Below are 13,332 nucleotides of genomic sequence, written 5' to 3' on the forward strand. Positions count from 1 at the left end.
TAAGCCATCTGTAAAAAACTCTTTCCCTGTTTTGCTTTAATGTTCATAAACTTGCTTTAGTAGCCCCGCATGTCCAAAAAGATTTGTATACAAGTTATACTGCATATCCGATTCCAATACACTCATTTAAACTTACCTAAAGTTTTATCTGCCTAATCCACCGTTTAATAATCGACAACTAGCATTTGTGATTTGTTTTAAAAATTCAATTACCATAAGAAAATATTGCTAATGTCAGTAAAGCGGCTTTAGCCACACTACCAGGGAACTCGGGGGCTACATCTAGTTACTTGATAGAAATCTTTAAATGTTGACTAGATGAATACATTCTTTGCAAGTTCGAAGAGGTGTGCTTCCGATTCGTAAAAGTGCATCATGTACCCCGCTGTGTTGGGAAAAAGGATAAGATCTCCAATTTCCGGATATTTCTGCAGCTTAATTTGTCGTTTGAGAATCAACTCTTGTTCGAGACAATAACTCCCGACAAGATATGCATAACAGGGCTCATCTGAATCATCGACTTGCTGTTTGGGTAGATGCAGAGGATCCAATAAAAAGTCGGCACTCGAACTACGCAACTGTGTACGGTTCATTTCCAACCCCACAAGCAGACGACCCTCGCTATCTTTCTTGCGAAAGGCCACCTTTGCCAACGTACAACCTACTTGATCCAACAATGAACGGCCAGGTTCCATGCGTAATTCCAGCCTCCGATCTGTAAAGAGTCGGTGTATTGGGAGCCCATAGATGTTGGAATGGGCTGTAAGAATATGCTCTAATAATTTTTCCTTATGGATATCATTGAAATATGGATATACAGTAGGTTCGCCATAAAGCTTATCCTCGATCTTGACCATACCTAAGGCATCATTCTGGTAAGTAAGTTCAGGTCGATTGCCGAGTACGGCTTCACGTAATGCTGTATGAAAGGATAACCATTCTTGGTGCGATTTAAGATAATTCATCAGGATACCTCCGCCAATATCGAGCGATCGCGTGTGTATTCCTAAGTCATACAATGCATCAATCACCTGTACTGACTGTTCAATGGCAGCGATACGTTCGTCAATTGAATAGCCATTAAGATGAAAATGCAGTCCGTTGTATTTGAGGTGAGGATAGATTTCTGCCAAACCTTCAATGCGTTCTGCAACGCTATCGATAGCAAAGCCAAAACGTGTTGGTAATCGTTGGCCATTGACATGAAATCCTCCTACACGTATGTTAATTAGCAAGGTTTTTCCAAACATTGCGGCAACATCCTGTGCTAATTCCAACTCATCTTCGTTATCCAGTACAACGGTGACATTATGCTTTAATGCCAATTCAAAGAGCTGTCGATTTTTGACTGCAGCAGTCAGCACGAGTTGCTCACTGGCTATTCCTGCGTCAAGGCATTGCTGCAGTTCCCTAAAGCTTGCGGTATCCACACCTTGGCCGGCATCCGCCACGGCTTGAGCAAGTTGCAGGCATTTATTTGCTTTACGGGCGAAGAATATCTTGTGAATGACATTATACTTATTTAGTACAGTCTGGTAAGCATGTATATTTTCATTTAGAGGCTTAAAGTGATGTATATTGACTGGTGATCCGTATTGTTCAATTCGTTCAAAAAGTTCTTTCGGCTCTTTGGTAAGATGATTTACCCAAGGATGCAGAATGGGTGTTAAGGGAAAAAATGTTGTGTTCATGCTGTATTTCTATAGTGTTCGGATTGTATCGTCTACCCAATAACAGGAGGTATCGTTTTTTGTTCGTGACAAGCTGTCGTTGTCGAAGAATACGCCTTCGGTATTCGCGCCATAGCAGTAAATGGGTACCCTGGCTAAGGTATTGCACTTGCCGCGCTTGTCCATGGACAAAGTACCAGGGAAATAAGCTTCATTTTGATGGGGACAAATTAGCCCTTGGCTCAAAAGTGTATCATATAAAGCAGCATTATGCTGATGTAAGGAGGGTCTGCCTATGCGTGCATCGATTAAGGTATTAAAAGATGTAGCTTTCCCATTTTCGTCACAAACGACGAAAACACTCCCCACTTCTTGCCATCGAATGGTCGGCTTTTTTAACGGCACGAAACGGATGATACCCGCTCTTGCCAAGGCTAATATTTTTTCCATATTGGCAATTGGTGGACCATAGCTTACGCGGTTGAAAGCACCGAAATAATACTGATCCAACTGCTGCTGCGAATTGCCGGTAAACCCTACGGAAGAATATAATTCAGCAATAGATGGACATATCTCAGACCAGACCGAAGCAGCCGCCATTAATGGGCTATTCTGTTCACCTCGTTGTGCCTCCTCAATATTCTCCTCAATATAACGCAATATTTCTTCTTCACTCGTTAAGTTGGGTTTTAAAAGCTTGTGCAATGTAAAACGGTGTTGTAAAGGAATCGCATTGATTAAACTTTGTAGATGTTCGAGGTCGTTCTCGTTGAATTGGACAGCATAATAACGGAGTTGGATTTCCTGCTCGATTATTGGGAGGACATCTTTCTCAAAATCAATTTTCGTTGGCTGTTGCATCCATAATTTAAACTTCGAAGCGTTCAATAAATGTAGAGGGCGTTTTTTTTGATACTGTGGACCACGACAAAGTATAGGTAGGGAAGTTCTTGAAAAGGAATAGATCAATGGCTCCTTTCCTGAAGGACAATATTCTCCATTCTCAAAGGTGCCGCCCCTCCCTTCAGTAAGGGCCAATGCAATGTCGATGAAAGTAAGTCCCATGCCGGTAATACCTACTTTGGAATCCGAAGCGATATCGTCATATTTTGACACTGGATACGGACTTCTGATATAACTTACCGCTGGAACCTCAGATTCATTGATTAGCGGCGTGTTATTGTAACAATGTCCTGTAGCGAGCAATATACTTGCGACGTCCCAACTCCCCGTGTTGGTTTCAATCCTTGCCTTAGAATTCTGTTCCGCTATTGCCACAACGGGTTCTGCGATAAGCTGAAGTTGGACATTTGCGGGGAGCTGCCGCATCGTCTCCTTAGCTACCCACTGCAAATAATAGCCCACCAAAGCTCTCGAAGCAAAGTCAGTTGGCTGGACATCTGTATCTATACACTTCACCTTACTGAGCCACTCCATAAAATTTTGTTGATCTTCTTTCTGACTATACTTATCATGAAAAGCATTCAAATGGCCAATACAGTAATTAATTAACAGGTAATCAGGTTGGTGTATGCTGTAGTTTGGGCCGCATCCAAATAGCTCATCGTTGTTGAACCATAGCACTTTATAGAATTTTGTAGCTCGGTCTATACGCACACGGTTAACGAAATGATTGAGGCCATACAAGCCCTTCGGCCCACCCCCAACAATGGCAATTGTATTATCCCCGTGTTGCTGCAATTTTTTTTGCTCTCGTTCTTGATAATAGGAATATAGGTCTTGTTGTGGATTAATGTGTTGCGTATTCCAAATCATACCAATACTTCTTTAAATGTCTGCTGCACCCATTCCTCATTGTATATGGTATCGAGATAGCGCTCGCCACTATCCGGAAAAAGTAGCACTACTGAAGAGTTTGTCGGGATCTGCTTTTTTAATTTATGGAGTGCAGCTACTAGCGCTCCAGAAGAACCTCCGATGAGCATACCTTCGCGTTCGCGCAACAATTCACAACCTTTTACAGCTTCAAGATCTGAAACTAATGTATAATGATCAATCTGATGTTTTTGCAAAAACGCAGAGGGATGGCTTGCTCCCATTCCAGGAATATTTCTAGCGTTCGGCTTATTTTCAAATAGAATGCTACCCACTGCGTCAACGGCAATCAACTTGGTGGTAGCAGATGCTTTCTCAATCGCGTCGGCAATGCCACGGATTGTACCACATGTACTGGTGGCAACCAGCATATAATCGGGGGCGGCATTGAGTTGACTGGTTACTTCACGAAATATACCTTCATGCGCAATATGCACATTTGGATTACCGTACTGATTCGTCCAATAACTATTGGGAACTTTATCCAAAAGGTCCTGCACTTTTTTTAGACGGTTGCCGAGGTAACCCTGATTCTCATCTTTTTCATTTACCTCGACGATGTTTGCACCGAAAGCATTCAAAAGTTTCCTTGCGTGCTGGTTAATATGCGGGTCTACAACAATGTAAGAATCGAGGCAAAGCAACTTACAGAGCCGCGCCAGTGCAATACCCATATTTCCAGAGGAAGATTCAATAATAGTCGTTTCGTTATTAATATCACCTTTTCGAATGGCTTCAAGTAAAATGTTTGTAGCCGACCTATCTTTTACACTACCACTAGGATTACCCATTTCCATCTTCGCATAGATTTGCATACCTAAACTGGAACTGAGCGAAGATAGCGATGTTAATTGCGTATTTCCTATTCCCAATGCCAGGGTACTTATTCCCTTTACCTCACTTATTTGTAAGCCCATAGTTTTATATCTTCAGTTTTACCCTTAATGGTGACAATACGCTCCAAAAAAAATGCCGCATGCGCTATGAAATCAATATACAGGTAAGTATATTGTGCAAAGGGAGGTTTATACGGAGACCGACAGGTATTTGACCGCGTAGATGGGGTATTACCCTCGCGCTCCAAATTCACTAGGTCAGTCTTGATGATTGTTCAAATTTAAAAATTACTTTAGCGCGCCTATCATCATCAAAGTGTAAGAGATCTGTTGAAATTAAAATCTTTAAATTTAAAGGTTGCTTTAAAAGTAACTCTTTCTTAGCTTAGCAACTTGCGCGTAATAGCTCGTAATCTCAAGTTTCTAAAAATCATTATAGTATTTTTACACTACTTAATCGGTGTTTGATAAGAAAGGATAAAATCAATTTCAGCAGTATATATTAAAACGAACAAAAAAATTTTATTATTTATTTACCTTTTGACAACGGTAAACTTTGCTCTTGCTCAAAAAGCCAAAGTTGTGGTCCTTGGTGTTGGCCATTCTTCCCAGCTCATTAATTACAATCAGCAGCCGGCAGCTATACGAGCTTTTATTGACAGAGTAAATCCATCTGCGATCTGCATTGAAAGATCTCCGGAAGAATTCTCAAAAAATGATTTTTATGAATTTACGTATGAACAACAGTTTACAATAGTTCCGTACGCAATAGAAAAAAACATCACATTACATCCTATAGACTGGTTGCCTTCTGACCAGGATATAGATCTCGCTTTTGGTCTAAAAGAATTAGAAGTGCATAGATTTGTGAGACAAAATACTGGATTTCTTGGTTTCACAACATTCACCGAGAAGAAAGATTTTGAGAATGGTTTGTATTTTGCAGATGAAAAAATACATATTGATAGTATTGCTTCATGGTATAAAAGCTACCCTGAAAAAACTAACTTCGACTTTCCTAGACGTTTATTCTTATATCGAACTTTTCTTCAGTCAAAGCGAATACAAAAAGTACTCGAAATTAAAAAAAGCTCTGATACAGTGCTGGTTGTAATTGGAGCTTTTCATAAAAATGATATTGAGAAAAACCTGAAAGAAAATGGATACGAAATTATTCAACCGAATAAATTTGGTACCATAACAGATAAAGAGATAAGGGCACATTTTACAACACAAGATGCGTATGCTATTTTATCATTTAACTTATTGGGAATGCAACATCAACTGAAAAAAGTAAATCAAAAATTAATAGGTGTTGCTTTGGACTATTTGAGCGACAACAAATCGCTGGAGAAACAGTTATTCGAAACTAAAAATTCTTTACTCAATAATCGTATTTCATCTGAGCAAAGCATTGTCAGCTATCTATCGCTATTGGAAAAAGTAATGGATGAAAAATTTACTTGGACTGGGGTGAAAGATTTTTCACGGATAGACTCATATTTTGATCCTTTTGGAAACATGCCTTTGAAGATGAGAATTAGGCTGGAATTAGCAAGAGAATACAGAAAACTGAATAGAGAATCGGAATTTCAGAAGGAAATTTCAACCGTTTCCGAAGGTCTTAATCCATACAAAAAGGCAATGCTAAATATTTATATCGACAAATATTTACGGTAGCATACAAACCTCAGGCCGCAGACCAGCGATTAGGGAACTCCTTTAATGATGTGTATGGAAAGTTGAATTTATTCTTAATCAGATCATCCGCGATCCAATAGGATCTTTCCCTCCTCACTAATCCGATCCGGCGTCCAAATAGGCTCCCAAACGAGATTGATAACTATGGCTTTATTTGGGAATTGCTGTTGCAATGTGTTTTCAACACCTTGAACGATAGAGTCACCCATTGGGCAATATGCAGAAGATAATGTCATGGTTACGACAATGCAACTCGGATCAGTTAAATCAAGATGATAAATTAAACCCATATCTACGATATTGATTCCCAGTTCGGGATCCATCACAAGCATCAATGCCTGAACAGCTTTTAACTCCTCAAAGGCCTCGGGTTTTGTTAGATCAATTTTCATATTATCTTTCATTCATTATACAAACTGGTGCATACTTTATTTATAGTGTTCTTCGATGAAAAACTACTTTAACGATATTAAAAACATAAACAACGGCTAGTGCTACCCAAGTCCAGGCAGCACAATACAGTAGCCACTTGAATTTAAAGGCCACAGCAATGGCCATAACAAAAAGTGCCAATAGGTAAAGGTAATATTGTATCGAAAGCAGCCGCTGACTATAAAGTTCCTTAGGCATAGGTATTTTTTTGGTTCCATTGAGATCTTTATAGTGCCAGTTCCAGATCATAAACGGCAGCGTCTTAAAAGTCATTCCCAAAATAAGGCCTGTTATCCATCCAAAAAATAACCATACGAAATATAAATTAACCCAACTACCAAACTGCTGCTGCACAACCATAGGCAATGTGAAGAAAGCGAAAAGTAAACTCAAAAAGGAAATGAAACTATGTTTCATTGGAATATCCAAAATCTTACGTGCACGGTGTATATAACAGTCTACAATAAAAACAGCCCAGCATATAACTCCCAATAACACAATTCCTCCAAAAATAAGAGATCTTAATCCCACAGGATGAGTATAGCCGTCCAATAAAAAAAGGACCAAGCCAAGGTTTATCAAAATGATCGAAACATAGAGCCACTTTGTTTTGGCAGATCGCCCCAACAGAAACATGGGCAGCATCTTTGCCCCTGCTCCCAGGATCAGTTGCAAAAACCAACCAACAATACCAACGTGGGCATGTAGCTTTAGAATATCCAGGTGACTTTTAGTTAGAAAACCATGAAATAAATTAATGGCGAGCAAAAGGCCTAAGGTTGTGGTAAAACAAAGCCAAAAGGCCGATAGCGTAAAGTAAAGGCGTAGTTCAAATAGGTGCTCCACATCTTTAGTAGTCATCCACAGCGTATAGAAGTAAAGGTAGGAGCTGAGGGTAATCAATAAACCTCCAAGACACATGAGTAAACCGATCTTGAAATGCCAGAAACTATAAATCAACAAGCAGGTTCCCAATGTCAACAGGATATAAGTGGAAAATGCCAATCGGGAAGAGCTAAGCGGACGTTCGAAAATAACCGGCACCAGCTGATAAGCCGCCCCATAAATGACCATCGTCCCCCACCCCAGTGCAAGACTGTGGACAATAGCCAGCACTTTAGGTTGAAAATGGTGTCCAAAGAGCCCCCCTCCGGTAATGACGATCAGGACCGTGAAAATTAGAAAAAAAATGCCTGAAGTGATAAAGAATGGCAATACGACATATTGTTCAGGTGCTTTATGAATAGAAATATTGGCCATTTTATTTTACGGGATAAATTAACAGATGGACCTCTCCAGGGTGTCGATCATAGATGAAAATACGATAAGATAAATGATCAAGTTCTTCCAGCAGATGGAGCGGAATCTTGCTGTGTTTTATATAAGCCACATCATCGGCTTTCAGTTGGGTAAGGGCCTCAAGAATTAATTCCATCGGCTGTGGCATAGGAAGTTCGCTGACATCCAATGTAACCAGATGAAGCGGAGAAAGGCTCGTTAATTTCTGCTCAAAAAGTTCCTTCGGCACAAATGAAATATAATCGTCCTCAGCAGGCTGAACGGACAGAGCTGTATCATTTTTATAAAAGTAACTTCTGAATTCGCCTTCCGCCCATTCGTGTGTATAGCTTGATACCTTGCGATCTTCCATTCGCCTGATCAATGGAGTGGGGACAAATGAATTGCTGATGCAAAGAATCCCCCCTGCGGCGAGTGAGCGATACAACTGAAAAATATCTTTTAACGGATCTTGCCCCACTTCCAAGAGGGGTCTCACATCGAATACAACCGTCACTGCTGCTTCATCCATCCAACTTGGCCTTTCTACTGCATCGAATAAATTTATGGTTTTCTCGGCTTCATCTGATATCCAAACAAAGCCGAGCGGCACCAGCGCAGCTCGAAAATCTGCAACCGAACATCCGCCAATTTTTGCTGCTTCGCCTATGGAGACCCGAGGGGCCAATATTCGACGCAAGACCGGAATACGGATCTTGCGCAAGGGTTTGGCAATAGCGGCAATGGCTTCAATGCTCAAGACATTATAGCTGATGAGTTCTGAAATCTTGGTATGCTGGTTTATCCGCATGGCTTTTCTAGTTTTTAATTCACTTGAACACCGTAGCTCGCGAGCAACTTTGGAAATAAAATATTATTCTCCAGATGGATATGCTGCAGAAGATCGGATTCAAATGATTCGATCTGTGAAAATAATGACGTGTAGGAATTACAGGCATTGGCTGGCAATGTATAATTTTCGGTAATTTTGCGCAGCTGCTGAAGTTCCTTTCCTGAATCCTCGTGTTCTGAAATCAAAAATTGAATGAGCTGATCCACCTGTTTGCTGGTCAATTCTTGTTCATTCTTGATTGCCGGAAAGAGCAGCTTCTCCTCTTTATCCAAATGATGATAGAGGTCATCAAGAAAAGCATCGAGTTCTTTGGACAAGCTGATCAGCTCGGGATGTTGCTGTGCATGCACATCGGCCACTTTATGTGCGAGTTCTTGGATAACCGGTCCTTTCTCTCGGACATACCGATGGTGGACATTCTTAATGTAATCACTTAAAAAATCGATATCCCAATCTTTAAAATTTAACGGCGGGCCGGATATAGGAAGATCTTCGGATTGATTAAGCCGTTTGCGCAATTCGATTTCATCAAGACCGATACTATGAGCAGCCTCCTTAAGCGTCTGCTTACCACCGCAACAGAAATCTACTCCGAGCTGTTTTAAAACTTGGGCCTTGCGGATATCCGCGGCCGCAATATTGCCAACGGTTTCTAGTGTTTCGCTTTCCAGCGGTTTGCCAAGGCGAACCTGCCAGTATTCAGGGCCCGATTCCAGATAATTCCAAATGATATCCTTTCCACGTTCACCCAGCAACTGATAATAGAGCGGCTTGGGATCATGATCGTTTTTGATAATAAATGACTCACCTGAATCCAGGGCATCGAAATGATCAAATATGGTCGGGTGTTTGAGTCGAGGTTCAATATTGAAAACCTCCAATAAAGGTGATTTAATCATGATGATAGTATTAAATGGTAAATAAATTATTATAAATCCTTTTTCTTAAAATAGCGAATAGATAGCCATAAGGGAATGATGCACCAAAGCAACATGACCAACAGGGTGATCGCAATGCCGAATGTATTACCGAAGAAATCCCGAAATATCGCCCCTGTATAGCCCATCATCGCGGATAGATCGACCTGTAATAAAATAAGGATGCGACAGATATCGATGGGATTGAGCATGGACAGTGCAACCATTCCATGTTCGATGGGATAATCCGCAAACTGAAATAGGATGAAAAGCACCAGTGCGTCAAAAAGCAGCGTGAAATAAAGCCAAAGCAAAATTGCCAATCCTATCCCCTTCGACTTATCTCTGATCAATACAGATGTCCACATCGCGATCGAAACGAAAATCAAAGAAAGTAACAGTCCGCAACCGACCAAAGTAATTCCCGAAGAGCTAAATGCATAGATAAAAGTTGGTATGCCAACGCCAATAAAAAAAGCTAAACTAAGTGCACCTGCCAGACCCACATACAGGCTGCCCCAAATGCTTTGCCGTTGCAAAGGCTGACTGACAAGGCAATTGATAAACTCGGAACTCTGGTAGATATAGATGCCTGAAAAAATGATACTCATCAGCGGAACTACAAACAACACAATATTCAGTAGACTGAGTAATCCCTTTTCATAGTTGTCCTCCATGCTATAGACCGTCATGGAAAGTACAAAGAGTAATATGGTGTAGCATAAAATGGTCTTGTTGCGCAAGAGATCCACAAAAACGTAGCGTATAATTTTATTCATCTTTTCTCTAATTAGACAGGTCGCGGTTCTGCATCAAATAAGCGATTGCTTTAGATAGCTTTTCAGTACCTGTATCTTCTTTTAATTGCTGCAAACTCTTATGAAACTTCAGCTCTCCTTCCTGAAGAAAGACAATCTGCGATACAAATTCATCGAGATCACTAAGCACATGGGAACTGATGATGATCAGTTTACCGCGTCCGATTTCTTTTTTGATTTTATCCTTGAGAATTTCGGTAGACAGAGGATCCAGTCCTGCTGTAGGTTCATCCAGGATGAGTACTTTGGGGTCAAACATAAATGCGATACAGGCACTTACTTTTTGTCTTGTGCCACCGGAAAGCGTTGCCATCCGTTTTTCCAACAGCTTGTCCACGCCAAAAGCCTGATAAAGATCCGAATCCGCCTGGGGCTGTTTACGGATATCTTTGATCATATCCAGGACCTGTTTGATGGACATATTCTCAGGATATTGACCGATCTGCGGCATATAGCCGATATGGTTCCGATAAGCCCATTGCTGTCCAATGTCCTGTCCTTCAAAAGTGATCCGTCCGGCACTCGGCATGACCATACCTAGGACAGACTTGATCAAAGTAGTCTTACCACTGCCATTGGGGCCAATTAAGGCAACGCATTCGCCGCCATTCAAGGTCAGATCAATGCCTTTTAATGCCTTGAATTTGCCAAAGCTTTTCGTTAACTGTTGGATACTAATCATACTTTTATTGATTTCATGCGAGGCTTATCATCTTTAAGCCCCTCGGGTGTTAGACTTGGTAATAGCTTTTCAGTCCGGTCAAACAGCATAGCCATAAAACTTCGAAAAAGTAACATCGCCGAAGGATAGCGCTCAACCATCATCGAGAATAGGCTTACGGGACGAAAAGGGATATCCCCAAATCCGTCTTTGTCCAGATCGTATCCCTCGTATTTGTCCCAATAGTTATGCACAAAGCTGTTGAGTGTAAGGGTACCATTGGTGGCAACATCAAAGGTATTCTGAAGAAAATTATTGTCTTTAAGCACATTGTCCATACAGCTCGACTGAATCTTGAGCCCCCATCCGTTGCTCTTAAAATTGTTATGTTCAATATGGATACGATTCGATCCTTCCATAAAAATACCCGTGGTATTGCGGCTAAACTGATTGTTGATGATCTGACTATCGGAAATATCTTTGAGCAACAATCCATAGGCGGCATCGCCCCAATTCTCTTCGAAATTATTGTTTTCCATATGGACATGCTTGGTATACATAACAGCTACACCTGCACCATTGCTGCGAAAGGTGTTTGAGATGTAACTGTTCTCATGGGAAAACATAAAATGGAGACCATAGCGCAGATTTTTTTCAGAAAGATTGCCCTGTACTCGAGTATGGGTCACAAACTCAAGATAAATACCGTCCCTATGTCCAGACACTTCATTATTTTCAACACTTAAACTATCTGATTTCCAAGCATGAATACCATTACCAATCAGCTGCTCCGCTGTACCAAAAGCTTTGAGGATATTGCCCCGTATTTCAACGTTTGTAGCATTCTGCGCATAAATCCCGAAAAAATTGTCCACGAGCTCATTGTCAAAAATTTTGATATGCGCTGTATTGTAAATTTTAATACCGGCAATATCATTCATGGAAGAATGTCCCGAATGCTGTATTAAAAAGCCTTGAACAGTAACCTGCGGTGATTTGATCGAGAGCGGTTCATATTTTTTCTCGCCGTCCAGCACAGGTTTTCCTAGGCCTTTCAGGAAAATTGCCTTATCAATAACAATATTCCCCTCCTTATACACACCCGCCGCTACTAAAACGGTATCACCTGATTTCGCTTGTGCTAAGCCAGCCTTTATTGTTCTGACCGACTGCCCCTTTCCTACCTGGATGGTTGTCGCCGATACAGGCACGTTTACGAGCCAAAGACAAGCCATTGCACAGTACAACGCTAAAGCTAGATTCTTCATTGTTATTCATTTATTTCCACAGATCATTCCAGGTCATCACCGTGCCACCGATCTCTGCTTTGACCTTATCCAGTTCCACCCGTTTTTCAAATACAGCAACATTGCCTCGCATTGGGCTTTTCAAGGCTTCACTTTTGAGATAATATGCACCTTCAGCCGGTACGAGCTTATGGCTAACATAATCCGGCAGGTAATAAACGGCAATCTCTTCTTTTTTGACCGAGTTCCCTTTGACAAAGGCGATCATACATTGTACGTCATCAAAATTAAAGACCCGTCCCTTTTTTGTCTGCAGCTGCGTACCAAAACGCGCGTCCGTTATTGTCATCTTACAGTGGGCACATTGCTCGCTACCGTATTTAATAGGCTTGGGTTTATTGTTGCCCTGACAGGCCTGCAAACTACATAGAACCAGCAATATACTACTACAGATCAACGCAAATAATTTATAGTTTCTCATATGATTTTAGTTTTAGGGTTTTATTATTTTGCCACTCCCGCACTGTACAAAAGGCCAAGATAATTCCACAGAGTATAAAGATCCATCCCCCGATATCAGGTATAGAATAGGCGCCAAAATTTAAAAGCTGTTTGTATCCGATCAGTGGTGGCTGATAAGACATTCCGGGAACTTTTATCGGTGCAGATGGATCGAGCTGATGCCCATAGTTGTATTCCCAGATATAAAAGTCAACCAGGGCTGCGACTCCAAAAAGCAGAAAACAAAAGAATAAGCCATAGAGCAGTTTTCTATTCTGCACGAAACCGGTAAGCAAAAAAGCAAGCGCAAAAAATAAGATGATATAGGGCAAGACCTTAAATTCTATGAAATCTTCCGCATGTAGCGTTTTCATCCCGATATAGTGGTTCAGTCCATTGATAATATCAACTTGTCCGGCCAACTTGTTGCTATAGATCTGTAGTTCTAGCCCTTCTGGGTATTGTGCTGCGTCGAGCTCAATACGCCAGATGGGTAGGAAGATGACCGCTACCAGGGCCAGACCACTTAGGATCAATAGAATCCGATGTACTGCTGACATGTGACTTGTAGTTTTCATCATC

13 protein-coding genes are annotated in these 13,332 nt (G+C 41.1%); 1 reads left to right on the forward strand and 12 read right to left on the reverse strand.

What is annotated here, in order from left to right; all coding sequences use genetic code 11:
- Positions 1-314: 314 nt before the first annotated feature.
- The 3 genes from J2X77_RS08880 to sbnA are packed head-to-tail and all read right to left on the reverse strand — an operon-like array spanning position 315 to position 4,423.
- Positions 315-1,691 (reverse strand): alanine racemase, encoded by a 1,377-nt coding sequence (locus J2X77_RS08880; protein ID WP_310080312.1) that lies wholly within the window; start codon positions 1,689-1,691, stop codon positions 315-317.
- Positions 1,692-1,700: 9 nt separating this feature from the next.
- On the reverse strand, positions 1,701-3,446 hold the full coding sequence (locus tag J2X77_RS08885; protein ID WP_310080314.1) for an FAD/NAD(P)-binding protein: 1,746 nt from the start codon (positions 3,444-3,446) through the stop codon (positions 1,701-1,703).
- A complete protein-coding gene (sbnA, locus tag J2X77_RS08890; RefSeq protein WP_310080317.1) occupies positions 3,443-4,423 on the reverse strand; it encodes a 2,3-diaminopropionate biosynthesis protein SbnA in 981 nt (326 codons plus the stop codon). The genes J2X77_RS08885 and sbnA overlap by 4 nt, the downstream gene beginning before the upstream one ends.
- Positions 4,424-4,882: 459 nt before the next feature.
- Here sbnA and J2X77_RS08895 point away from each other — a divergent pair, with 459 nt between their 5' ends.
- The gene (locus tag J2X77_RS08895) at positions 4,883-6,022 is read left to right on the forward strand and encodes a hypothetical protein (RefSeq protein WP_310080320.1); all 1,140 of its coding nucleotides are present in this window, start codon (positions 4,883-4,885) and stop codon (positions 6,020-6,022) included.
- Positions 6,023-6,105: 83 nt separating this feature from the next.
- Here J2X77_RS08895 and J2X77_RS08900 read toward each other — a convergent pair whose 3' ends face one another.
- Genes J2X77_RS08900 through J2X77_RS08940 form a run of 9 tightly spaced genes read right to left on the reverse strand, consistent with a single transcriptional unit; the run spans position 6,106 to position 13,310 of the window.
- On the reverse strand, positions 6,106-6,435 hold the full coding sequence (locus tag J2X77_RS08900) for a metal-sulfur cluster assembly factor (RefSeq protein WP_293885470.1): 330 nt from the start codon (positions 6,433-6,435) through the stop codon (positions 6,106-6,108).
- A 40-nt stretch (positions 6,436-6,475) separates the two neighbouring features.
- Positions 6,476-7,735 carry a hypothetical protein gene (locus J2X77_RS08905; protein ID WP_310080323.1) on the reverse strand — a complete coding sequence of 420 codons (1,260 nt, stop codon included), beginning with the start codon at positions 7,733-7,735 and terminating at the stop codon, positions 6,476-6,478.
- A gap of 1 nt (position 7,736) precedes the next feature.
- Positions 7,737-8,564 carry a DUF2249 domain-containing protein gene (locus J2X77_RS08910; protein WP_310080326.1) on the reverse strand — a complete coding sequence of 276 codons (828 nt, stop codon included), beginning with the start codon at positions 8,562-8,564 and terminating at the stop codon, positions 7,737-7,739.
- A gap of 14 nt (positions 8,565-8,578) precedes the next feature.
- Positions 8,579-9,505 carry an iron-sulfur cluster repair di-iron protein gene (gene ric, locus J2X77_RS08915; RefSeq protein ID WP_294347492.1) on the reverse strand — a complete coding sequence of 309 codons (927 nt, stop codon included), beginning with the start codon at positions 9,503-9,505 and terminating at the stop codon, positions 8,579-8,581.
- A 29-nt stretch (positions 9,506-9,534) separates the two neighbouring features.
- Complete coding sequence (locus tag J2X77_RS08920; protein ID WP_310080329.1) at positions 9,535-10,302, reverse strand: ABC transporter permease subunit; 768 nt, start codon at positions 10,300-10,302, stop codon at positions 9,535-9,537.
- Between the two features lie 7 nt (positions 10,303-10,309).
- Positions 10,310-11,023: an ABC transporter ATP-binding protein gene (locus tag J2X77_RS08925; protein WP_310080331.1), complete on the reverse strand. Its 714-nt coding sequence runs from the start codon at positions 11,021-11,023 to the stop codon at positions 10,310-10,312.
- Positions 11,020-12,270: a nitrous oxide reductase family maturation protein NosD gene (locus J2X77_RS08930; RefSeq protein WP_070565743.1), complete on the reverse strand. Its 1,251-nt coding sequence runs from the start codon at positions 12,268-12,270 to the stop codon at positions 11,020-11,022. The genes J2X77_RS08925 and J2X77_RS08930 overlap by 4 nt, the downstream gene beginning before the upstream one ends.
- A 10-nt stretch (positions 12,271-12,280) precedes the next feature.
- Positions 12,281-12,730 carry a nitrous oxide reductase accessory protein NosL gene (locus J2X77_RS08935; RefSeq protein ID WP_083295915.1) on the reverse strand — a complete coding sequence of 150 codons (450 nt, stop codon included), beginning with the start codon at positions 12,728-12,730 and terminating at the stop codon, positions 12,281-12,283.
- Positions 12,717-13,310 carry a hypothetical protein gene (locus tag J2X77_RS08940; protein WP_310080342.1) on the reverse strand — a complete coding sequence of 198 codons (594 nt, stop codon included), beginning with the start codon at positions 13,308-13,310 and terminating at the stop codon, positions 12,717-12,719. Before J2X77_RS08940 ends, J2X77_RS08935 begins: the two co-directional genes overlap by 14 nt.
- Positions 13,311-13,332: the final 22 nt, after the last annotated feature.

Source organism: Sphingobacterium sp. 2149 (assembly GCF_031455655.1).
Classification (GTDB): domain Bacteria; phylum Bacteroidota; class Bacteroidia; order Sphingobacteriales; family Sphingobacteriaceae; genus Sphingobacterium.